Consider the following 22,540-nt stretch of genomic DNA (forward strand, 5'->3'; position numbering starts at 1 on the left):
GTTTTGAAATTAAGCAGACTTTAACAAATTATGATAAGTAATACTTAGATTTAATTTAAAAGTAAATACTCATCCTAAAATAAGTAACCGATCATAATATTGACTAATATTTCTTTTGTATAACTTGGTCTAAGGTCAATAGTTTACCCATTTTATACTTACTGAAGCAGGAGGTTTAAATAGCCGAAAAAAAACCCACTGCTAAATCAGTGGGTTTAATTATTTTTAGTTTATAAATTTAAATTAAAAACTTTGTGAATAACGGAAGTACCACTGGCGACCAATATCAAAACCACCATAGTAAGAGTAGGTTGAGCTAGGACCAGAATACATAATTGGACCTTGCTTATCAAAGACGTTGTTCGCGCCTATTGATAATTTTGATTCCCAAGGCGTATTGTAGGTTAACTGTAAATCATTGAACGTTGTAGAACCTACTTTATTTTTCGGTGTTATAGCGCCATTAGTCCAATCACGTTCGAAATCTGGATTACTACATTTATCCTCGAAGTAACAATCTTCGCGCATTGATGAGAAATAGCGGATCCCCCAGTTTGCACTAAAGTCACCATATGACCAATTAAGACCCAAGCTCGAACGAGTTCTGAAAATGTCTCCATGACCAACATCAGATTCTACTTTAGTTTCTGGCTCATTTGTTGATTTTGAATCATATTTAAGTAAATAAGTACTATCCATAGTAGCTCGGAAATCACCAAACTCAGTTTCGAACGCATAAGCTAACGCAAGATCAATACCTGATGTTTCAGTAAAGCCTGCATTACGAGTACCATAAGTTAGGTCATTTACGATAGAGTTACTTGGATCACGCGAGAACATAGCACAACGTGATTCATCACCACCAATATAACAATCTTTTAAGATCTCATTTGGTGAATCAGACACAACCGTATCAGTGATTTTAATGCTCCACCAGTCCAGAATAATATCTAAATTTTCAACATAGCTTGGGTTGTATACAAAACCAATTGTTTTGCTGGTTGACTCTTCTGGCTGTAAAAACTCATTTGAGCCACTATTAAATGGTACTGGTGTTTGTGCAGCAGGACCTGTTGTTGGAACGAAACCCTGTTGTAGCTGACGATAATTTGCTGGAACATCTTGCAAACAACGTGCAGAACCCGCGGCCGTACCATATACAGAATCACAAGGATCTATAAATCCTGTAGTAAAGGTTTGAGAGCTACCACCATATAAGCTACTTATTGTCGGAGCGCGGAAACCTTCAGACCAAGTACCACGAACCAATAAATCATCAACTGGTCGCCATTCAATACCCACTTTGCTATTAGTTGTATCACCAAAAGTACTGTAATCAGAATAACGTGTTGCCAAGTTAACACTTAACGACTTTGCACCAGCTACATCAGATAAAATAGGGATATTTAATTCACCATACGCTTCTGTTACATCGTATTTACCGCCAGTTGCACCAGATGCAAGTGTTGTACTTTCACCTAATTGAGCAAGTGCATCAGGGTTATACTGCCCTGTTTCTTTACGGTATTCACCGCCAAGAGCGAAGGTTAAACCACCTGCAGGTAACTCTGCTATCAAACCACTAATATTAGCAAAATACATGGTTGTTTGTGTTTCACCACGATAATGAAGAGTTGGGTATAGAAAATCTTGTACATTTGGATCAGCTAGAGAATTTTCCACAGGGCCTGCACCAAAGCCAGCTAATGGATTCCAAGCAATACACTCTGCTGAAGAAATAGGGTCAGCTTCTGTACCGCATTGTACTTGCCCAGCTGAATTTAAGAATGAAGGCCCTGTTGCTGCTTTAATAGCTGGCTTATATAAATTGCCATTATCAACTTGAATTGTAGAACTTTTACTATAAACGCCACCTACATCCCAATCAAAATAACGATCAGCTAGTTCAAATGAACCTTCAAGGGCTGCTGTAAAGCGTAATGTATCTTGATTACTTTCAGTTGTACGAGGCACTTCCCAACCACGACGAGTAAATGATACATCTTCACCAACAGGGTTAAAGTGGCTATCTGCACTTAGCACAATCCCATCTGAAGCTGATTGATATGGGTAACCAGCAACTTGGCGTTTTGCCTGACGCTCACTATAGCCAATATCACTGGTAAAGTTAATGTCGTCAGTTAGTGCATAATTTGAACTAATATAGAGTGAACGCGCGCTAAGAGGTGTTTCTAAGTGCATTTGTTCACTAGCATTACTTGAACCATTTTCATAAGTTTGTGGTTCAAAATCGTCAAATGATGATGCATTGCCTGGACGCTTTGCAACGTACCATTGGTCATTGTAGTTAAAACGACCATATTGACCAACTAAAGTGCGGTTATTTGGAATATCGTATCCAGGGTATGAGACTTCAGAAAATGAACGGTCTTTAGCCCAAACATCACCTTCATCACGCCATTCAGCGCCTAAGGTTATAGAGCCTCGGTCACCTGAGATGCCAGTAACCATACTAACATTCTTTTTCTCGCCATCGCCTTCGTCGTACTCTGCACCATAAACAGTGAACTCAAGACCTTCAAAGTTCTTGCGAGTTATAATATTTACCACACCAGCCATAGCATCAGAGCCATACATTGCTGATGCACCATCTTTTAATACATCGATACGTTCAACCATTCCCATAGGAACAGCCGATAAATCTTGATATCCAGAAGTCGTAATCCCCAAACGCTTACCATTTATAAGTACTAAAGTTCTGCCAGTACCTAAATTACGAAGGTTCACATAACTCCCACCAACATTCTCACCAGAAACAAGAGGTTCTGAGCGACTGATTGGTGGCGAACCTGCCGCAGACATATTTTCAAGAAGGTCAATAACTGAAGTAAAACCCTGATTTGCAATATCCTCACGGCTAATTGTTTGGATTGGCTGTGCAGTTTCAAGATCTGTAGAACGAATACGTGAACCCGTAACTTCAATTCGCTCAACACTTTCAGCGCTTTCTTCTGCTGCAGTTGAGCTTGCAGAAAATGCAGCTGTTGATGCTGCACCAAAAGCAATAGCTAAACGAACTGCTTTTGAGACTTTATTATTTAACATTTGATTCTCCCTGGGCCGTCATTTAGACGGTTATTATTTACAACTTATTTTATTGTTAACCACACTTAAAGTGCGATAAGCAAAATAATAAACAAATAACACAAAATATCCACCTTTTTATTTACATTTTTTTAATTTAGATACGTAAATATTTCAAAGTTAATAAAAAAACATAAAAAACGCCTTTAAAAATGTGAATAAAAGTAAATAACCACTCAAATTATGTAACTAAACAAAAACATTGTTAAAAAAGATTTAACTGCGAATCATCTCCTGAGGCAATATCTATGGCTAAATTATAAACAATCATTTCAATAAGGGGTTGGAGTTGCTTTTTGAGGTAGGTGGGATAATCAAAGGAATAGTTTTTAGTAGTATCGAAAATTTCACAGCCTTGTTTGGTGTAAATAAATTCAATGAACTGTCCGCGTTCGGGCTGGTACTCCGGATTTTCTCGCTGGTATTTTTTAGCAGCTTGTACATGGGGAGGAATATTTTTTTGGTATTCAGTTAAGTGCTGGCCCAGTCTTTTTCGGTATATTAATAGCTCATCAAGTTCGCCGGCCAGTAGCTCCCGGGTATAGTTTTTTATTATATTTTCAATATCTTGCTGTTCGAATTCATCATTAAATAGCGCTTCAAACAGTGCAACCTGAAACTGCTGAGCAAGTTTAGTCCAGTCACTACGCACTGTTTCCATGCCTTTAAATATGAGCTTTTTTTGTCCGTTAATATTTGTTTGACCTACATAACGTTTTTTTGATCCCGTACTTTTACCACGGATAGTAGGCATAAAAAAAGTTGTATAATGAGTCTCAAACTCAATCTCTAAATGGCTCGGTAGTGCGTGCTCAATGCTAATGCTTTGTTGCCATTTTAAATTAATCATTTCGGCTAATTCATGACCAACCTTTTGACATTCCGAGTCAGTCATTTTTTCATCTAAACACACAAAGGTTGAGTCGGTGTCGCCATAAATAACTTGATAACCAAGCTCTTCTATCCACTTTTTAGTGGTTTGCATAATATCGTGGCCACGCAAGGTAATAGAACTTGCCAGGCGAGGATCGTAAAACCGACAACCCTTTGAGCCTAAAACTCCATAAAGGCTATTCATAATAATTTTAATAGCTTGTGAAAGCATTGGCTGGTGGGTGTCTTTAGCAGTTTGGCGAGCGCTGGTTAGCTCTTTTATTAAGTTAGGTAAGTGATGTTCTTTACGAGAAAAGCGCCCCCCTTTAAAACCGCTAATAGCATTTTCTTTTCCTGATTCTGCTAAACCACGAATTAGCCCTAATGGGTCGATGCAAAATGTACGCATTATCGATGGGTAGAGGCTTTTAAAATCAAGTACTAACACATTCTTATAAAGCCCCGGGACGGACTCCATAACATAGCCACCAGGGCTTTCAAAGCTTAAACCGTGCTCACCTAAGTTGGGCGCAACATAACCACTTCGGTGTAATAGCGGTAAATACAAGTTAGTAAATGCCGCCACCGAGCCGCCCATACGCTCTAGCTCAAGCCCAGTGAGTTGGCTGCGTACAATAGCAAACTCCGTGAGCTTTAACTTTTCAAATATATTATTAACCAGCACACAATCTTGCCGGTTATAAGCACTGAGTGCTAATTTATCTTCATTAAACTGTCTGACAATTTCATCTAGGCGATTGTCACTTTGTATTAGTTTTTCTTCTCCAAGAACTTTATGAGAAACATTGGCAAGAGAGAAACTATCAAAGTGGTAAGTTGCATTTTTTAACGTATCAATGCCATCAATAACGGTGCGCCCAGGTATTGATAAACGAGTAAAGTGCCCTTCCTTTACTTTTAATGGCTCACCGGCACGACCAATATTTATGTCAATACCCAGTGCTTCGGCGCGGCCGTGAAGTACTGTGAAATCAAATTCAATAACGTTCCAACCAATAATTATATCTGGATCGCTTTGCATGATTTTAACTTGCAGCTTGCTTAATAAATCTATTTCGTCCTCACACCAATAAATCTCTAGCTCTGAAGGCTCTGGCTCGCCAATCATTAATATACAATCAAGGCCTGCGCCGACTAGTGCAACTGAAAACAAAACTCCGTCACCACTACATTCAATATCTAATGAGAGAGATTTAAGATTTGGTGTATAATTGGGGTTTGCTTTTAATTGCGCATTGTCAATTTGTAGGTAATCTTGTTGATGGCTTACATCACCTTTGACCCATACACCACCACGAATAAACCGCTCCATTAAAAAGCGATCACAATGGCGAATATCCGCTTCATAGACTGTTAACTGATTATCAAATGCTGCTTTTGCTTTATAAAAGGCACTTATAGTTGAAAAGTAGCAGCCAATGCACAGCTCGCCATCAAAGTGGTGCATCGTTGTATTTTTAAATTCAACCTGTATATTTTGTGAAATTAAAAGCTGTTGCGCTGCAGCTTTCGCTGATTGACGAATAAAAAATACGGCTTGTTGATTCGCTATAGTTACTTTTATGGGTCCTACATCCGAGCTCAGCCAGTAACACACACTAATAGAGCCACCTTCATGGTAAGGTTTTGCAGTGTATTGCTCTCTTGAAAGGATAAATCCTGGATAGATGGCTTGTGTCAATGTGTGATCCCAATTACTATATGGCACTGTAATTATATACATACTTCAGGTTATTAACCCATGCTTTCTGAACCATTAAAAAAAACAATTCGCAAAATTCATCAGCATGTAGCCAATAACCTAACCGATTACCGCCCCCGCAGCAGCCAGAATTATTTAGTGGCCGAAATAGCTAAAACCTTAGCCGGTGAATACCACAAAAAGCAGCGTATTTGCGTAATAGAAGCAGGCACAGGCACTGGTAAATCACTTGCTTACTGTTTAGGCGCACTCCCTTTGGCGCTGGCACAAAAAAAGAAACTGGTTATTTCAACCGCCACAGTTGCCCTACAAGAGCAGTTAATCAGTAAAGAGTTACCTTTTTTTAAAACGCATTCAGGCCTTGATTTTAAATTTGATTTGGTCAAAGGCCGTCAGCGTTATATTTGTGCCCACAAGCTACATAATGCAGTAAATGGTGATAACCAAACTAAAATGGACTTTATGCCTACTCTGTCATCGCCACTGAGTGATATGGAAGGTAGATGTTTAAAACAACTTTACGATGCATATATAAATAAACAGTGGCAAGGGGATCGTGACAGCTGGGCTGATACTATTCCTGACAAAGTTTGGGGGCTAATAGCCTGCGACAAGCATGCATGCCAGCGCCAAATGAAAGCACATCAAACTTGCCCATTTCAGCTTGCTCGCCAGCGCCTAATGCAAATGGATGTATTAGTTATTAATCATTCTTTATTATTGGCCGATCTTGATTTAGGCGGAGGTAAAATTTTACCCGAACCCGACAATACCATCTACGTTATTGATGAAGCCCATCACTTGGCGCATATTACCCGCGATTTTTCATCTGCTGCTGCCACTATTAAAGGCACTATTGATTGGCTCGATAAGCTCACTAAATTTAGTGGTAAAATGGCTAAAGTATTAGTGGGTCAAAAGGCCATTGGACAAAATTTTAAGCTTGCCGACAGTATTGTTGATGCTAATAAAGACTTAAAAGCCGTGCGCGATATTTTAGATAACGCCGACTTTAAATATTCAAAAGATGATACCTACCGCTTTGAACACGGTGAAATTCCGGCCTCACTACATAATAAAGCCAAAGATATTAGTGATGCAACCTTAGATGCGCTGCGCTGTTTAAATAAAATGCATGATACATTAGTTCAAGATGTTAGCGACGGTGATATTAAGCCGTATGTAGCCGATCCTATACTTGCTGAAAGTGGCCACTATATAAACCGACTCGAACAACTTAATAAACTATGGTTTAGTTACGCTGTAAAAGGTGAAGGTATTCCGCATGCTCGGTGGATCAAGCGCCTAGAGTATAAAAACCATCACGACCACTTACTGAGTGATTGTCCAATCGAAGTCGGTTATTACTTAAAAGACAAATTATGGAATCAATGTGCAGGCGCAGTACTTTGTTCAGCAACGCTTACGGCACTAGGTTCATTTGATCACTTTGCCTACGAAAGCGGTTTAAAAAACGAAGAAGGGGTAAAGTATATTAAAGTACCCTCGCCATTTGATTATCCAAAACAAGCAACGTTACATATTCCTACGTCGCATGTTGAACCCACTAATAAAGATTTTAGTGACCATTTAGCCAAGGTACTGCCTGAGCACCTCAATAAACAGCAAGCAAATTTAGTATTGTTTGCCTCTTATTGGCAGATGGATCATGTTGTTAAAGCACTACGCGATAAAAATATGGCAATACTTGTACAAGGTGAAATGTCTCGCGAAGCATTACTTAAGGCCCACACAAGTAATATTGACAACGGCCAAGGCAGCATTTTATTTGGCACGCAAAGCCTCTCTGAAGGACTTGATTTACCGGGTAAATACCTTGAAAATTTAGTCATCACTAAAATTCCATTTGCAGTACCTACCTCTCCTATAGAAGAAGCACAAGCAGAGTTTGTGCAAAGCAAAGGCGGCAATCCGTTTTTATCAATTACGGTACCCGATGCGGCAAAGAAATTAGTACAAAGCTGTGGTAGACTACTTCGCAAAGAAAGCGATCAAGGGACTATAACCATCTTAGATCGTCGCCTAGTAACTAAGCGCTATGGCAAAGCCATGCTCGATACGCTACCACCCTTTAACAGAAAAATAGACTATTGATGTTTGAATTAGCTCTCGACCCAACAACTTGGGCACTTCTTTGCGCTGTAGCACTTGCTGCAGGTTTTATTGATGCTATTGCTGGTGGTGGTGGTATGTTAACGGTTCCGGCCCTACTCACAGCAGGCTTACCACCACATTTAACACTTGGCACTAATAAACTCGCCGCAAGTTTTGGCTCGCTTACTGCAAGCGTTACTTATTTTCGTAAACAACTTTTCAATCCGCGGTTTTGGGCGGCCTCTATTTTAGCGACTGCTATTGGCGCATTAACCGGAACCTTAATTGTAGATTATTTAAGCATTGATTTTTTAAATAAGTTATTGCCAATTGTGATCATATTAGTGGCCTGTTATAGCTTATTTGGCAACCTCAGTAGTATCGAACACGATAAGCTACCACCACTTAATAAAGCCACTAAAATAAAACAATGGTTACAAGGATTAAGCCTTGGCTTTTTTGATGGATTAGCCGGGCCTGGTACTGGCACTTTTTGGACTGCATCAAATAGCTTGTTGTATAAAATGAGCTTATTACTAAACTGTGGACTTGCTCGTTCAATGAATTTTGTTTCTAACTTTGTATCGCTTATTACCTTTATTGCACTAGGCCATGTTAACTTTTTACTTGGCATTACCATGGGATTATTTTTAATGCTCGGTGCTTGGTTAGGTGCCCATTCAGCAATTCGTTTTGGTAGTAAATTTATTCGCCCTGTGTTTAATACCGTGGTGATCATACTCGCATTAAAACTCATTTATGAGGCGTATTTGTAAATGCAAAATATGGCTTTAGATAAACTATGCCAACAAATTGCCACCTTAAAACATCAAGCAGAGCAATTTGATAAAGCAAAACACTTTGCCAAAAATCGTTATATGCAAAAGCAACCCAGCTTATTTGAGCAGCACGTATTCGCCACTAAAAGCATGAACCTTACTGATTACGTAAATGAGATTCAAGACGAGGTAGAAAGACTACCACCTAGTGAGCATCGCCATACTTATGGTTACGCATTAGATCGTATCACTAGCCAATTTCAAGCCGTGCTGAACGTTATTAAATCAACTCCAATTTGGCAAAAAGAAAATAAAAACCAATTCCGTCCAGCAAAACCCAAGGTTTATCAGCAAGCAGTAAAAAAAATCATGCAGTCGTCTCATGAACTATATGAAGAGCTTAAACAAAACCATGAATTTGAGCGTCGTTTAATATTAATGATTGAAGAACGTAAATTACATATGGCAAATTTAGGCCCCGCTAACGTAAAAAAGGTCAATCAAGAGATACTCGTACTACATGGCCGTTTAGGACGCTGTCGTAAAGCTATCTCAGCTACGGAAGATAAAATTCAAAAAGCTGAAAAACAACAACTAAAATAACCCCAAAGCTACTCTGTCGATTTATCTACCGCTTTAGTATAAACTTACTTAAACGCATAAATATCAACAGCGAAAGAAAACTGATGCGATTACATGACGATATACATAACTTTTATGAAAAATAGTCATAGAATAAATAGTTAAACGCCAGCTTGATAAACGATATTACGATGATCTGAAGGCTGACTTTTGTTGCACTGTATTAAACTAGTTATCTCAATTAGAACGGTTGTATATGGAGAAATCTGTACAGATCGCAATTGATGTAGCAATTACACAGACTGCCAAAAAGAAAGAGAACAAATGAGCGAATTAGAAGATGCACCAACACACGTAAAACTAGCAATTGATTTAATCATGCTTTTGGAGCAGCACGATATTGCACCTGAAGAAGTATTAAAAGCAGTCGAAATTGTAAAAAGTGACTTTAGTCAAAAAAAGCAGCAAGCTGACTCACTGCTCAAATAGCATTTTTTACTCGCTTTTAAAAATCCCCACATATGTTGGCTGAGTATTTGATTTGCTAGCGCGATACATGCCCGAGGTATTAAATGGTAAACTAATATTACCTTTGTTATCCACAATAATAACACCACCAGTGCCACCAATCGGCTTTAACACTCCATTAATAACCTCATCACCTGCTTGTATAATGGTTTTATTTTGATACTTAACCCGTGCGCAAATATCTGCCGCGACATTGTAACGAATAAAATACTCTCCGTGGCCCGTTGCCGACACTGCACATGATTCATTCTCAGCAAACGTTCCCGCACCAATAACCGGTGAATCGCCAATGCGCCCGAACCGCTTTGCAGTCATGCCACCGGTTGATGTACCTGCAGCAAGGTTACCTTTTTTATCAAGGGCTACAGCACCTACCGTACCCATTTTATAGTTTACAGGTAAAGCACGGTGCGCCGCTTGATAGTCTTTGCTGGTTGCCTTGGCTTTATCAAGTTTATCTTTGGCCTTTAACAGCGACTTGTAGCGACTTTCGGTGTCAAATAAGTTGTTTTCAATCAATGGCACGCCCTGCTCTTTTGCAAACTCTTCTGCGCCTTGTCCACTGAGCATCACATGCACTGATTCTTCCATCACTAAACGTGCCAAATTAATTGGGCTTTCAACATGTTTAACTCCAGCAACAGCACCTGCTTGGCGATCACGGCCATCCATTATTGATGCGTCCAACTCATGCGCACCATCATAAGTATATACCGCACCGCGACCCGCATTAAAGTAAGGAGAGTTCTCTAATACATTAATGGCTGCGGTTACAGCATCAAGGCTTTCACCTCCTTTAGCTAATACGTTATAGCCTGTTTCAACTGCTTCAGTAAGCTTTGCGCGATATTGTTTTTCTTGTTCTGGTGTAAAGGCACTTTTTTCAATCGTACCTGCCCCACCGTGAATAGCAATAGCAAAGGGTGCTTCGGCGGCATAGCTGATATTTGCGTAAGAAAATGCACTGCTGGCAATAATCGCAGCGAATAATGATTTAATCATAATGTGTTCTTTTAAAATGTAAGTAAAACTAATGTGAACAAAAAATTACTTTAATTCAAGCCTAACCAGATAAAAGACATAAAAAAAGCGCCCAGCGGCGCTTTTTACTATTCAATATTCTTGGCATTTATATTGCGCCATTATACCAATTGCATTAATAATCGATTATTGCGATAAGTAAATAGCACAGTAATAATTTTAACGCAGTTAGGGAGTTATTTAACTCGCTCTAATGATCATACGTTGGTATTAAGCATGCTGCGCTTTTAAACGCGCTAAACGAGCTACTTGATGTGTAGACGTTAAGAATGAATAGATTGGAGCTAAATAACCGCGTTTACGAAGCTCTAAAAACTCTTCATCGCTTAATTCATTTAGCTTTTTCTCATCAATAAGGTAAATACCGTTGATGTCTTTTTTCTCGCCTTTAATATCAACTGTTAGCGTTTGTGCTACTAAAAGCTCTTTATCAGCTAAAAACTTAGTAAACGCCTCAGTTACATGAGAAAACTCAATAAAAGACACTAGCGCTTCTTTGCGGCGTTTAAGGTAATCTGTTTCTTCACCGTTTTCAAATAATGTATTACCTTCAGCTTCACCAACTAGCGGGCTTGCTTCATCAATAACAATGCCGTATTGATCTTCTTCAGGATGCTTAACAAGACCAAGTGGGTAGCGTGTAGCAGCCATAGGCGCAAATGACGCTGTCCATTTACCGTCTTGGATAAATAAGTTTTCACCTGGCTCAAGGCCAAACATAGCAACCGCTTGGAATTGACCTGTTTCGTTATTTTTAACAAACGACATAGGAAATTCATTTGCCACGCGAGCAAACTCATGCGCAACGACTGGCACTAAGTGCTGCGTTTTTAGAAATTCTACATTAATGCCGTTTTGAATTTTAGTATTGGCATGTTTTTCGTTATGTAAAGGCTGTACTTGTTGCTCCGCCATGTTACTGCTCCATTAATTATTTAATTTATATTTTATTGCTGTTAGTGCCTTAAGGCTATAGGTTTTAACCACAAAAAGGAAGTGAAAATTTTGTGGCAATTTGTAGCAACAAAACAGATAGATTTTTTCCTATAAAACCGTCTATTTTTCATTCAAAAAAACGGTATAGCATATTTAAAATCAAGTTTGATACAATCAATTAAGCCCATAATTTCAAGAAGCATTACGTAATGAAGCGTTTAGAATTAAACCCTGACTACAAAGTCACAAGTATTAAAATTAATGATATTAATGAAGATATATTGATTGTCGATGACTTTATAAAAGATGTAGAGCCGATAATGCATTTTGCAAAACAATACGCTTATTTGCACCCCGTTGGTAGTGACGGTACTTTATATCCAGGAAAACGAGATGATATGCCTGAACCCTACTTTAAAGTATTTATAGAATTAATTAATAACTTACTTGAGAAAAAACTTTTAAATACTGATGATAAAAATATTTATCTTCATAAAGCGAAACTCTCGTTAGTCACATTAAAGCCAGAAGAATTAAATACACTACAGAAAATGCCACATGTAGACTCTACCGATGATAAAACATTTGCCGCAGTTCATTATTTAGTCGGCTCCGAATTTGGTGGCACAGCTATTTATCGCTATGTTCCTTTTAATTTGATAAAAATAACTAAAGATAAAGAACATCTAGTCCATGAGATGATTGAACAAGTTAAAAATAACCCAATACAACATCAGAGTTACTTATCTGATAACACCTGCCTCTTTGAAAAAGTTGTCAACGTGAACGCAAAGTTAAACAGAGTCGTTTTGTATAGAAGTAACCTACTTCACAGCGCAAATTTAAAAGATAAAAAAAATCACCTAGATAATATTAGCTTAGGCAGATTGTCTATCGCTTCATTTTTCAGAGTCTATTAGAGAACGCCGGCCTTAGTGGTTGAAATTTATTCAATTTAAAGAAACCTAAAAGGCTGCGCATGGTTAGTATTTATGTTAAACACCTACTTATTAAAAAAATAAGCATACTAGAGCTGATTTAAGCTCAAAAGAGAAACATGCACTAATAAAGTCTTTATTAAATATATAAGTGATTAAGCTTTATTGCTTTTGTGAACCAAACTTCTTAATTTTATTAATTAACTCTCTGTGATCTAACAGTTCAGATAAAAGCTATTTCACTCTATATTACTGGCGTTTTTTTGCTCAGATACTTTTTTCATTAATCAGGGAGTTGCTTTAATGTATTAGCGCCATACTGTTAAAACATATAAGTAATTATCAAAGCCAAAAAGATCAAATTTACTATCAAAATCCTCTCTGACCAAACTAAACCACTGCCACAGAGCCAAGTTACTTTATAACTTTTCAGATTGTGAATCTGCATTTTTATTCTCAAGCCAATAAGCCGAATCTTTGCGATCAGAAATACAATAATGCATTTTTATAAAATCAAAGGTTTATTTCCAAACGTATCTGACTTGCTTATTATAAGCATCCTTTAACAAAGGAATATCTGCGTGCAACGTAGGGGACTGTTTAGTAAGTAAGTTGGCTGAGACGGCTATAAAGGCTCAATAAAACCCTGCGACAAGCCTATTGCTACACAATTTTTATGTCACAATAGTTTTTTCGTCCTACGTTCATAGGTACTAAACCCGTAAATTGCTCCCCTAAATAGTGATATAACTTACTATGAGCTTGCTCATCATTCACATGCTTTGATGAATAAAAAATCAATCCCCCTTGCGTTAAGACTATATCCCAAAACGTTAGAGCTGTATCTGTAAGCAAAAGGTTAGAACGCTCTAAAATCTACTCCTTTCTTATCGCCAAGGATTGCAGCCCCTCTAAGCAACCGCTGATAAAGTTATTGAAGCTCCTTGCTTTAAGAGTGCTCGATAGCCAGCATTGCTGTGTCGCCGTCTATAATTGCAATGTTTTTTATCATTATTCACCCGAATTAATTATTCATGAAACATGAAAAAGCCCAGCTAAACTGGGCTTTCATCTATTAGTAGCTAATAATTAGAAACGAAGTGTTACGCCAAGCTTGTAACGAGCTTCACCTTCAAAGCTCCATGCAGGATAGCCATCTTTAAGCTCTGGGACGACTTCTGCGTCTGTCGGCGCAATACCGATTTGCACGCTATCTTCTTCAGTTAAGTTAACGGCTTCAAAGGTCAAATCGATATTATCAGTTACGCTATAGTTAGCACTTAAATCAAGTGTTCCATATGATTGGTGTTCACGATTTCCATAAAAACCTGGTAATTCACGGATCATATACTCTGAACGCCAGTTATAAGCTAAGCGAGCTGAGTAAGTATCAGTTTCATAGTAACCAACTAGATTGACTGTATGCTCAGATGAATCTGAAAAAACCGGAATTAAATCAGGATAGTTTTCAGCATTTGAAGGCGCATCAACAAAAGTATAGTTTGCAGAGTAACCAAAACCACTGTCAAAACCATCTTGAATCTGTAGTTCAATACCTTCAATTTCACCGCCGCTAGAATTTAGCTTAGTAGAAAGCGTCCAGTTATCACCCTGAGTATCAGGGTCATATACACCAATTTGTTGGTTTAGTATTTGGCTAGAGGTTACAAACGAAGTAATGTCCTTAAAGAAGTACGTCGCACTGATCATACCATCACCATCAAAGTACCATTCAATACCTAAATCAGCTTGAGTCGCTTTAAATGGGTTTAGACCTACATTACCTTTAGTTAATACTTCATTTCCTGCAATACCATCTGAGTAACCTGCGAATGAAGAAGCAGAAAACATATCAGTGTAATTAGGACGAGCGATTACCTGTGATGCAGAAGTACGTAGAATAACATCATCAACTAAGTCAAAAGCAATATTAACGCTTGGTAAGATATCGTTATAACTTGCTTTATCCGTACTTAGCGTGCTTTCATAAGCGCCATTCGCAAAGCCGTAATAATCAGATTCTGCATCTGTTGAGATATAACGTAAACCAAAGTTACCACGAATAGCGTCAGCTGAGAATTCAGCCATTGCATAAAGTGCTATATTCTCTTCTTCTATTTTACCATAAGCAGAACGGTAAACTTCAGAATTGCTATCAAAGCTCGTAATGGATGCTTTTGCATCTGCTATCATCGCATCAAAATCTGGCTCAGGCAAAGTAAATCCAGCACCAGAGGATATTGTACCTGAATAATATTTTTCACCATCACCAGTAGGTAAAGTATCAATTAATGAGGTTGAAAAAGCTTCCTGTTTTACTTCATGATCGGTCCAACGGAAACCAGTTTTAATTGCAGTGATTGCACCAAAATCTACTGGAAAAGAAAAATCTAACTGGGCGTAAGTTTCTTCATCTGAGTTTGGTTGCTTTTTGAGTGACCAACTAGCAGGTGATAAATCGCCTGCAAAATCAGAAGGCTCAAAATGATTATTGGCTATATCAATCTTAATAACTTCGCCTGTAGCATCATATGTACCCGCATAATCAGCTGGAACACCAATAAAGTTACCGTAGTTAGTCGTTAAATCAGTACCACCTTCAGACTCTGTTGTACCAACACGGCCTGACACTGTAAAGTTTTCAGCGTCATATTTGAAGTTCAAATCTGCAGTATCTGATTTCATACTTGCTACACGAGCCCAAGTTTGAGCCCACCCACCATTTTCATCTGTTCCTACACGGCGATAGAAAGTACATGTGCCAGAAGCGTTAGTTTGTTCACACGCAGCTTCTTTGTCATCTGGGAATATTAGGAAGTTTGAAGTATTCGCATTGTTTGCATCTAACTCAAGGCTAATTAAATTAAGGCCTAGCTCCAAGTTATCTGTAGGGCGATACTGGAAAGTTGCATTTAACGCAGTGCGCTCTCGTTCTTGTTGGAAAGTAGACGGAACAATATCTCCCCAACCAATTAATGACTCAATGCCATTACGTTGGTAGTTAGTTTCAGCGTATGAAACTGAGCCTAAGAAACCAAATGTTTCTTCATCATTCTTCCAGCTAAATAAGCCTGAAATTTGCGGATCTGTTTCTTCAGAAATAGTACCGTAATCTGCTTTAGCACTTAGGAAAGTAGTACCAGCATCAATATCTAACGGCTTACGAGTGTTAACAATAACAGTACCGCCAACACCACCTTCAACAATGTCTGCTTGCGATGATTTATAAACTTCAATTTCGCCTACTAATTCAGGTGGAAGCAATGTGTAGTTAAAGCTACGATCTATTGATTGCTGGTCATACCAACCTGTAGAAGCGACCGTATGGCCATTAAGTAATGTACGAGTTAGCTGACTTGAAGCGCCTCGAATTGAAACTTGCTGACCTTGACCAAACTGGCGGTTTACAGCAACACCAGATATACGACCTAACGCTTCACCTACATCACCATCAGGAAACTTACCAATATCTTCAGCACTTACAGCATCAACTACAGAGTTTGAAAAGCGTTTAGTATTCATTGAAGCTTCGAGTGAGCGACGAATACCACGTACTTCAATCACTTCAACATCTTTTTTTACTTGATTTTCTTCAGCTGCGTATGCAGCACCAGTGAACCCGGCACTCATTACAAGACCGATATTTACTGCTAATAAGCTTTGTTTAAAATTTTTAGCTAACACAGGATTCCCCTTGAGTCATTTTATTGGTTTTATCTATCACTTCTGCCCAGCGAGATGACAACGCTGTCATCTAATAACAAACCATACATTCTTAATTACATTTTTGCTACATATTTTATCGGTTTTTTATAGAAAAATTACGATTAATATTATATGCAATTGAAATATAGAAAGTTTAATTAGGGTCTTTATGCTTTGTTACATATCAACAGTGCAATATAACGCCCTAAGCCTGAGAAAATAAAAATATACTATCCATTCTGAGTAATTAGCGGGATATTAAAAAAGGTGTAAGAATAAGTGCCATAAATACATTACGGTAAATATGCATGGCAATAAACCTAACTTAGAAAGGTATAAATAACGTTAAATGGTATTTAAAACATTTAACTTCTACATAGTGATTAATATGCCAATTTTTTAGGGCAGATAAAAAAGTGCGTGCAAATAATGCCCACCACCAATGATAACGTTACCACCTCCGGATTGAAGGGAGTTCTTCGACTATTGTCTGATGTCTAGTTAGTCTTGGAGTAACTCGTTACTTATCTGCGCTAGAGCTAAGTCTATTTGGTTTTTTAGAAAGGATTTAAAGCAAAAAGCGAGCATTAATGCTCGCCTTTAAGTTTAGCTTCTATCGATATCGGGTTAAGGTGCCCAATAAACCTCAATATTGATTTCTGGGTGATTTAATACCGCGCGAAGTGGCATATCGTTTACATCGCCACCAGCCTTTGCCGCTTTATATACAGCAAGCTTTTCTTCTCCGCTAATTAACAACTTCACCACTTTAGATTGCGCAATAGCATTTAAAGTCAAAGTCATACGTTCAGTTATTGCGCCGGTAACATCACTTTCAATAGCATTGATAGCACAGACAAGACTATCGGTTTTTAAACCGTTATCCAAACCTTGTGCATGTGGAAATAATGAGGCGGTATGCCCATCAGGGCCCATTCCTAAAATTGTAATATCGAAGGGGCGTTTGAGTGACTGATAAGCACTTTCACATGCTTCACTTCCCTGCTCTGCTGTCGATGCATCATTTTTCATGGTGATAAAATTGGCTGTTGCTGCATGATTTTGTAGAAGCGTGTTTTTAATAAACGCTTCATTACTTTTATCATGACTTGCATCAACCCAGCGCTCATCGACCATAGCCACATCTATACTTGCCCAATCAAGCGCAAGATTTGATAAATGTTTATAAGCTGGTGCTGGCGATGAACCACCTGAAACCATTAATACTGCACGGCCATCAGTTTCAATGCCACTAACTAAACGCTCTTCAAGGCTTGATGATAACGCGTGAGTTAGTGCTTCTTTTGAATCGAAAAACTTTTCTACAATTGCCATTATTTATGCCTTATCGCCAGTATTAAACCAAACGTGATTATTTTCAGCTAATAACTCATCTGCATCATCGGGCCCCCAACTACCTGCACGGTATAAAGAAGGTGCACTTTTTTGCTGCCAACGTTCAATGATTGGATCAATCCACTGCCATGCTTGACGGACTTCATCACGATGTATAAATAATGATGGATTATCTGCTGCGGCATCAAGCATTAAGCGCTTATATGCATCTGAGTGAAAGCCATTACTATAAGCTTGTGATAACTCAATATTCATTGTTACTGGCTCAAGTTGCATCTCAAGGTTATCTAGGCGTTTTGACATCAGGGTAAGTTGAATCGACTCTTGCGGCTGTAAACGAATAACCAAACGGTTCGGTTCAATATCACCTACGTTGTCGTTATAAACGTTATGAGATACTTTTTTGTATTCTACGATAATTTCTGCACAGCGCTTTTTCATGCGCTTACCGGTACGTAAGTAAAAAGGTACTCCCGCCCAACGCCAGTTATCAATGTGCGCACGAATGGCTACAAATGTTTCAGTTTTACTTGCGCCTTCGTTTAACTCTTCTAGATAACCGGGTACAATTTTACCGTCTAAATCCCCTGGCACATATTGACCACGAACAATGTTGTTATCTACATCTTCATCAGTTAGTGGGCGTAATGACTCAAGCACTTTTAGTTTTTCGGTACGGATACTACTGGCATTAAGCTTATTTGGTGACTCCATTGCCACAAGGCAAAGCAATTGTAGCAAGTGGTTTTGCACCATATCACGAAGTGCGCCAGCTTTATCGTAAAAGCCAGCTCGAGTTTCAAGGCCCACTGTTTCAGACAAACTAATTTGAATATTATCGATTGATTTAGCATCCCACATGTTTTCAAATATTGAATTTGAAAAACGTAACGCCATTAAATTCTGTACCGTTTCTTTACCTAAGTAATGATCAATACGGAATATTTGATCTTCACTAAAAAACTCTGCAATTTTAGCGTTAATTTCTTCAGCTGAATTACCACAGTAACCAATTGGTTTTTCAACAACCACACGGGAGGTTTTAGTAATGAGGTTTTTATTTGATAAAATTTCACAGCAACTACCGTAAACAGCAGGTGGAAGTGATAGGTAAAATACGCGAGACTTATCTTCTTCATGTTCATCTAAAATAGCTTTTAGCTTATCCCAGTCATCATCAGCTTCGGTAACGTTGGTAACAACCGGCACTAAAAAGGCTGAAAAAGCTTTCCAATCCTTGGCGTTAAATTCACCTTTTGCTAAAAACTCTTTAAGTGCAGCGTGTGCCGCATCAATATATTCTGCACATTTTGTATGATCACGAACAGTTGGTAGGATACGCGAACCTTGAGGTAAATTACCCTCTTGGTATGCACGATACATACCAGGTAATAGCTTGCGTAGAGCAAGATCACCGCCGCCCCCAAAAATGATGATATCAAAAGGATTTAGCATAATTAACTTCCTACGTTGGATATACCCGGTTTTCAGCTACTTTAAAAATAAAGAGCATAGGTATACATACTTGTTATTTAGATGATAGGACCTTGCAGGAAAACTGATATTCAAGCAAAAGCCTTGACTGTTAGTAAATGAGCCTTAGGGGCCCTGCAATTCCTCTCACAAAAGTACAGGCCCTAAGAACTCCAGCGCTACCCGTTCAAAGGTAATTGGTTTTGGCGTATAGCCTACTAAACTTTTACTGTTTGCGATTCGCTTTGTAATGCGCAATTAAACCGTCAGTTGAACAATCGTGAGCGTTTGAAATGTTATCGTCAAAAAGTTCAGCTTCGATTTTTGAAGCCAACCCTTTGCCAAGCTCAACACCCCATTGGTCAAATGAACAAATCTCTAAAATAATGCCTTGGCAAAATATTTTATGCTCATATAAGGCAATTAAGCGCCCGACTGTTTTAGCATCAACCTTATCTAACAACATTGACGTTGTTGGGCGATTGCCTTTATGAATTTTATGTTTTAGTAATTCAGCAATTTCATCTGCCGACTTACCTTTAGCCGTTAAGTCGGCTGTTATTTGCTCTGCATCCACACCCATCATCATTGCTTGTGTTTGTGCAAAGAAATTCGATAATAAAATATCGTGATGCTTACCCACACTCGTTTGCGGTTCAATAGAGGCGATAAAATCAGCTGGAACAATTACATTACCTTGATGCAAACATTGGTAAAAAGCATGCTGGCCGTTAATACCAGTCATACCCCAAATAATAGGCACCGTTGTATAAGGCACTGTTTCGCCATTAAAATTAACATGTTTGCCGTTACTTTCCATCTCACCTTGCTGTAAATAAGCTGGCAACATATGTAATGCTTGATCATATGGTAGAATAGCTTGCGATTCATAGCCTAAAAAGCTGGTATTCCATACACTTAACAGAGCCATTATTAACGGCACATTTTCATCGGCAGGTGCATTTTTAAAGTGCTCATCGATTTCAAAAGCACCTTCAAGTATTTCTTCAAACGCTTCAAAGCCTAAATATAACGCAATAGGTAAGCCTATGGCACTCCATAGTGAAAAGCGACCACCGACCCAATCCCACATAGTGAATACGTTTTCATCAGCGATGCCAAACGCTGCGGTTTTTTCTAAATTAGTGCTCACCGCCACAAAGTGCTTGGCGATATCTTGCTCTGCGGCTGTTTGTAAAAACCATTCAACTGAAGTTTGCGCGTTAGTCATGGTTTCTGAAGTGGTAAATGTCTTTGATGAGATAACAAATAACGTAGTTTCTGCGTCAAGCTTTTCTAATACAGAGGCTATTTGTACGCCGTCTACATTCGATACATAGTGTACGTTTAATGTTTCATCTGCATTCGATGCCAGTGCTTCTGTGGCCATTTGTGGACCGAGATTTGACCCCCCGACACCAATCGCAACTACATCTTTCACTGCTTTGCCCGTATAGCCTTGCCACTGACCAGTGCGCACTTTATTTACAAACTGCTTCATTTTAGCCAGTTCACTATTCACAGCATCAGTTATGTTTTCACCATCGACAATAAGGGGAGTATTTGCACGATTTCGTAATGCGGTATGTAATACAGCTCTGTCTTCGGTGATATTGATTTTTTCACCGCTAAACATTTTTTTGCGCCATGTATCTATGTCGCACTCTGTTGCTAAAGAAATAAGTTGTTTAAACACCGTTTCGTCGACACGTTGTTTTGAAAAATCAAAAAGCAAGCCCGGAATTTGAGTAGAAAACTGCTGAAAACGTGCACTGTTTGCGGCAAATAAATCTTTAAGATGAACGTCCTTCATCTTAGTTGCACTATTTTGCAATGCTTGCCAACTTGCTAACTTTGTACGGCTACTCATAAATATACCCTCTAAAAACTTGCAACAAACTGATTTACAACTATCTTTTAATTTACTTCGCTTTTCGATAGCGTAATAACATACAAAAAAAGTCAACGATAAGTTAAAATAACAACGCTATCAATCATCCGATTTTATATTTTACAATCGAGATAATAACGCACTTTTACGCTTTTGACACCGGTATCATAAAAATTTTCTCAATTATTTTACTGCTAATTTTGCTGAACATTCGATACACTAATAAGTCTTGATGAAAAACGGGGAAATTAGCTAAGTATTTCATAGTTAATTACTTAGTTTCATTAAAGCATACACACTTTGCTTTAAAAATAGATAAAAGCGGCCGGAAAACCATCAAGTACGGTTAACCACACAAGTGCTAGGCCATAAAAATAAATGACAATAAATGACAATAAATAACAACCTATAAGCAACTTTATGAAAGTAACTATTAATGATGTAGCGAAACTCGCTGAGGTTTCCATGAAAACCGTCTCAAGGGTAATTAATAAAGAGCCATCGGTACGTAAAAGGACCTACGACACTGTCATGGAAGCCGTCGCACAACTAAATTATCAGCCAAACTTAGCGGCGCGTAATTTAGCGGGTACTTCATCATTTACTGTAGGTTTAGTTTACGATAACCCAAATGCATACTATGTCATCGACATGCAAAACGGGGTATTGTCACGCTGTAAAGAAGAAGGCTATGAGCTGGTTATTCACCCGTGTAGTTCAACCGATAGCAACATGGAGCATGACTTTAAAACCATGGTTAAACGCTCTCGCTTAGCCGGTTTAGTGCTCACTCCTCCGCTTTCTGAGCAAACCAATATTACCGATATGCTTGATGATCTAGGTATTCATTATGTGCGCGTATTATCAGGGCGTCCAACTGATGACAATCAAGATACCTGCATTTATGTAAATGACTATAAAGCAGCCTATGAAATCACAAGCCACCTATTAAGTTTAGGTCATCTACATATTGGCTTTTTGTGTGGGGATAAAGAACATAAATCGACCACAGAACGCTTTGCAGGTTATAAAGCAGCACTTACTGATCATAATATAACATTTAATCCTGAGTTTATTTATGACGGTAATTATTCGTTTGAGTCAGGCGTTAATGGCGCTAAAACATTATTAGCCAATAATAACAAACTCGCCATCACTGCGTTACTTGGCGGTAATGATGAAATGGCGGCAGGGGCATTATTTGCGGCACGCTTGATGGGCATTGGCATCCCTGAACAACTTTCTATCACAGGGTTTGAGGACTCGCCGTTCTCACGCCAAACGTGGCCAAAGCTCACCACCGCGCATCAGGCCAATGATGTTATTTCACAGCATGCTGCGCGTTTATTATTTACTAAAACCCGTGGAATACGTAACCAAGATAAAGAAATTATTACTTCTTTTACACCATCGCTAGTGGTGCGTGAAAGCTCAGGACCGAAAATACCATAACGCTGCAATAAAAATGATGTTTTGATAACTTCATGTTTTGTAT

Annotated in this window: 15 protein-coding genes and 1 pseudogene; 7 read left to right on the forward strand and 9 right to left on the reverse strand. The window is 38.6% G+C overall.

Annotation, left to right across the window (positions count from 1 at the left end):
- Positions 1-243: 243 nt before the first annotated feature.
- On the reverse strand, positions 244-3,066 hold the full coding sequence (locus ACT3S9_RS09575; RefSeq protein WP_444750915.1) for a TonB-dependent receptor domain-containing protein: 2,823 nt from the start codon (positions 3,064-3,066) through the stop codon (positions 244-246).
- A 244-nt stretch (positions 3,067-3,310) separates the two neighbouring features.
- Entirely contained in the window at positions 3,311-5,680 is a 2,370-nt protein-coding gene (locus tag ACT3S9_RS09580; protein ID WP_444750916.1) for a DNA polymerase II, read from the reverse strand.
- A gap of 60 nt (positions 5,681-5,740) precedes the next feature.
- On the opposite strand from ACT3S9_RS09580, the gene dinG reads away from it, so the two are divergent.
- The 5 genes and pseudogenes from dinG (at position 5,741) to ACT3S9_RS09605 (ending at position 9,666) form a co-directional block, all read left to right on the forward strand.
- The gene (dinG, locus tag ACT3S9_RS09585) at positions 5,741-7,816 is read left to right on the forward strand and encodes an ATP-dependent DNA helicase DinG (RefSeq protein ID WP_444750917.1); all 2,076 of its coding nucleotides are present in this window, start codon (positions 5,741-5,743) and stop codon (positions 7,814-7,816) included.
- Positions 7,816-8,592 (forward strand): TSUP family transporter, encoded by a 777-nt coding sequence (locus ACT3S9_RS09590; RefSeq protein WP_441996404.1) that lies wholly within the window; start codon positions 7,816-7,818, stop codon positions 8,590-8,592. The genes dinG and ACT3S9_RS09590 overlap by 1 nt, the downstream gene beginning before the upstream one ends.
- Positions 8,593-9,198, forward strand: coding sequence for a primosomal replication protein (locus ACT3S9_RS09595; protein ID WP_441996405.1), 606 nt, complete (start codon positions 8,593-8,595; stop codon positions 9,196-9,198).
- Between the two features lie 83 nt (positions 9,199-9,281).
- Positions 9,282-9,505 (forward strand): annotated as a pseudogene (locus tag ACT3S9_RS09600) (late competence development ComFB family protein).
- Positions 9,502-9,666 carry a DUF2496 domain-containing protein gene (locus tag ACT3S9_RS09605; protein ID WP_441834153.1) on the forward strand — a complete coding sequence of 55 codons (165 nt, stop codon included), beginning with the start codon at positions 9,502-9,504 and terminating at the stop codon, positions 9,664-9,666. Before ACT3S9_RS09600 ends, ACT3S9_RS09605 begins: the two are co-directional and overlap by 4 nt.
- A 6-nt stretch (positions 9,667-9,672) precedes the next feature.
- On the opposite strand, the gene ACT3S9_RS09610 is transcribed toward ACT3S9_RS09605, so the two are convergent.
- Positions 9,673-10,707 (reverse strand): isoaspartyl peptidase/L-asparaginase family protein, encoded by a 1,035-nt coding sequence (locus ACT3S9_RS09610; protein ID WP_441992766.1) that lies wholly within the window; start codon positions 10,705-10,707, stop codon positions 9,673-9,675.
- A 249-nt stretch (positions 10,708-10,956) separates the two neighbouring features.
- Positions 10,957-11,661 (reverse strand): SapC family protein, encoded by a 705-nt coding sequence (locus tag ACT3S9_RS09615; protein ID WP_441996407.1) that lies wholly within the window; start codon positions 11,659-11,661, stop codon positions 10,957-10,959.
- A 230-nt stretch (positions 11,662-11,891) separates the two neighbouring features.
- On the opposite strand from ACT3S9_RS09615, the gene ACT3S9_RS09620 reads away from it, so the two are divergent.
- Positions 11,892-12,602: a DUF6445 family protein gene (locus ACT3S9_RS09620; protein WP_441996409.1), complete on the forward strand. Its 711-nt coding sequence runs from the start codon at positions 11,892-11,894 to the stop codon at positions 12,600-12,602.
- A 437-nt stretch (positions 12,603-13,039) separates the two neighbouring features.
- Here ACT3S9_RS09620 and ACT3S9_RS09625 read toward each other — a convergent pair whose 3' ends face one another.
- From ACT3S9_RS09625 to pgi, 5 genes are all read right to left on the reverse strand, one after another.
- Positions 13,040-13,123, reverse strand: coding sequence for a hypothetical protein (locus ACT3S9_RS09625; RefSeq protein ID WP_441834186.1), 84 nt, complete (start codon positions 13,121-13,123; stop codon positions 13,040-13,042).
- A 586-nt stretch (positions 13,124-13,709) separates the two neighbouring features.
- Entirely contained in the window at positions 13,710-16,304 is a 2,595-nt protein-coding gene (locus ACT3S9_RS09630) for a TonB-dependent receptor (protein ID WP_441834157.1), read from the reverse strand.
- A gap of 648 nt (positions 16,305-16,952) precedes the next feature.
- On the reverse strand, positions 16,953-17,663 hold the full coding sequence (pgl, locus tag ACT3S9_RS09635) for a 6-phosphogluconolactonase (protein ID WP_441834187.1): 711 nt from the start codon (positions 17,661-17,663) through the stop codon (positions 16,953-16,955).
- Positions 17,664-19,136 (reverse strand): glucose-6-phosphate dehydrogenase, encoded by a 1,473-nt coding sequence (gene zwf, locus ACT3S9_RS09640; RefSeq protein WP_444750918.1) that lies wholly within the window; start codon positions 19,134-19,136, stop codon positions 17,664-17,666.
- Between the two features lie 244 nt (positions 19,137-19,380).
- A complete protein-coding gene (gene pgi / locus ACT3S9_RS09645) occupies positions 19,381-21,024 on the reverse strand; it encodes a glucose-6-phosphate isomerase (protein WP_441834159.1) in 1,644 nt (547 codons plus the stop codon).
- Between the two features lie 441 nt (positions 21,025-21,465).
- Here pgi and ACT3S9_RS09650 point away from each other — a divergent pair, with 441 nt between their 5' ends.
- A complete protein-coding gene (locus ACT3S9_RS09650; protein ID WP_441834160.1) occupies positions 21,466-22,497 on the forward strand; it encodes a LacI family DNA-binding transcriptional regulator in 1,032 nt (343 codons plus the stop codon).
- The last annotated feature ends 43 nt before the right edge of the window (positions 22,498-22,540 follow it).

The organism is Pseudoalteromonas sp. AOP31-A2-14 (assembly GCF_052378035.1).
Taxonomy (GTDB): Bacteria; Pseudomonadota; Gammaproteobacteria; order Enterobacterales; family Alteromonadaceae; genus Pseudoalteromonas.

Bases quoted from the DNA above. Each gene is read 5' to 3' on its own strand.
- ACT3S9_RS09575 (WP_444750915.1), bottom strand. From the start codon at position 3,066: ATGTTAAATAATAAAGTCTCAAAAGCAGTTCGTTTAGCTATTGCTTTT.
- dinG (WP_444750917.1), top strand. From the start codon at position 5,741: ATGCTTTCTGAACCATTAAAAAAAACAATTCGCAAAATTCATCAGCAT.
- ACT3S9_RS09590 (WP_441996404.1), top strand. From the start codon at position 7,816: ATGTTTGAATTAGCTCTCGACCCAACAACTTGGGCACTTCTTTGCGCT.
- ACT3S9_RS09595 (WP_441996405.1), top strand. From the start codon at position 8,593: ATGCAAAATATGGCTTTAGATAAACTATGCCAACAAATTGCCACCTTA.
- ACT3S9_RS09605 (WP_441834153.1), top strand. From the start codon at position 9,502: ATGAGCGAATTAGAAGATGCACCAACACACGTAAAACTAGCAATTGAT.
- ACT3S9_RS09610 (WP_441992766.1), bottom strand. From the start codon at position 10,707: ATGATTAAATCATTATTCGCTGCGATTATTGCCAGCAGTGCATTTTCT.
- ACT3S9_RS09615 (WP_441996407.1), bottom strand. From the start codon at position 11,661: ATGGCGGAGCAACAAGTACAGCCTTTACATAACGAAAAACATGCCAAT.
- ACT3S9_RS09620 (WP_441996409.1), top strand. From the start codon at position 11,892: ATGAAGCGTTTAGAATTAAACCCTGACTACAAAGTCACAAGTATTAAA.
- ACT3S9_RS09625 (WP_441834186.1), bottom strand. From the start codon at position 13,123: ATGCATTATTGTATTTCTGATCGCAAAGATTCGGCTTATTGGCTTGAG.
- zwf (WP_444750918.1), bottom strand. From the start codon at position 19,136: ATGCTAAATCCTTTTGATATCATCATTTTTGGGGGCGGCGGTGATCTT.
- pgi (WP_441834159.1), bottom strand. From the start codon at position 21,024: ATGAGTAGCCGTACAAAGTTAGCAAGTTGGCAAGCATTGCAAAATAGT.
- ACT3S9_RS09650 (WP_441834160.1), top strand. From the start codon at position 21,466: ATGAAAGTAACTATTAATGATGTAGCGAAACTCGCTGAGGTTTCCATG.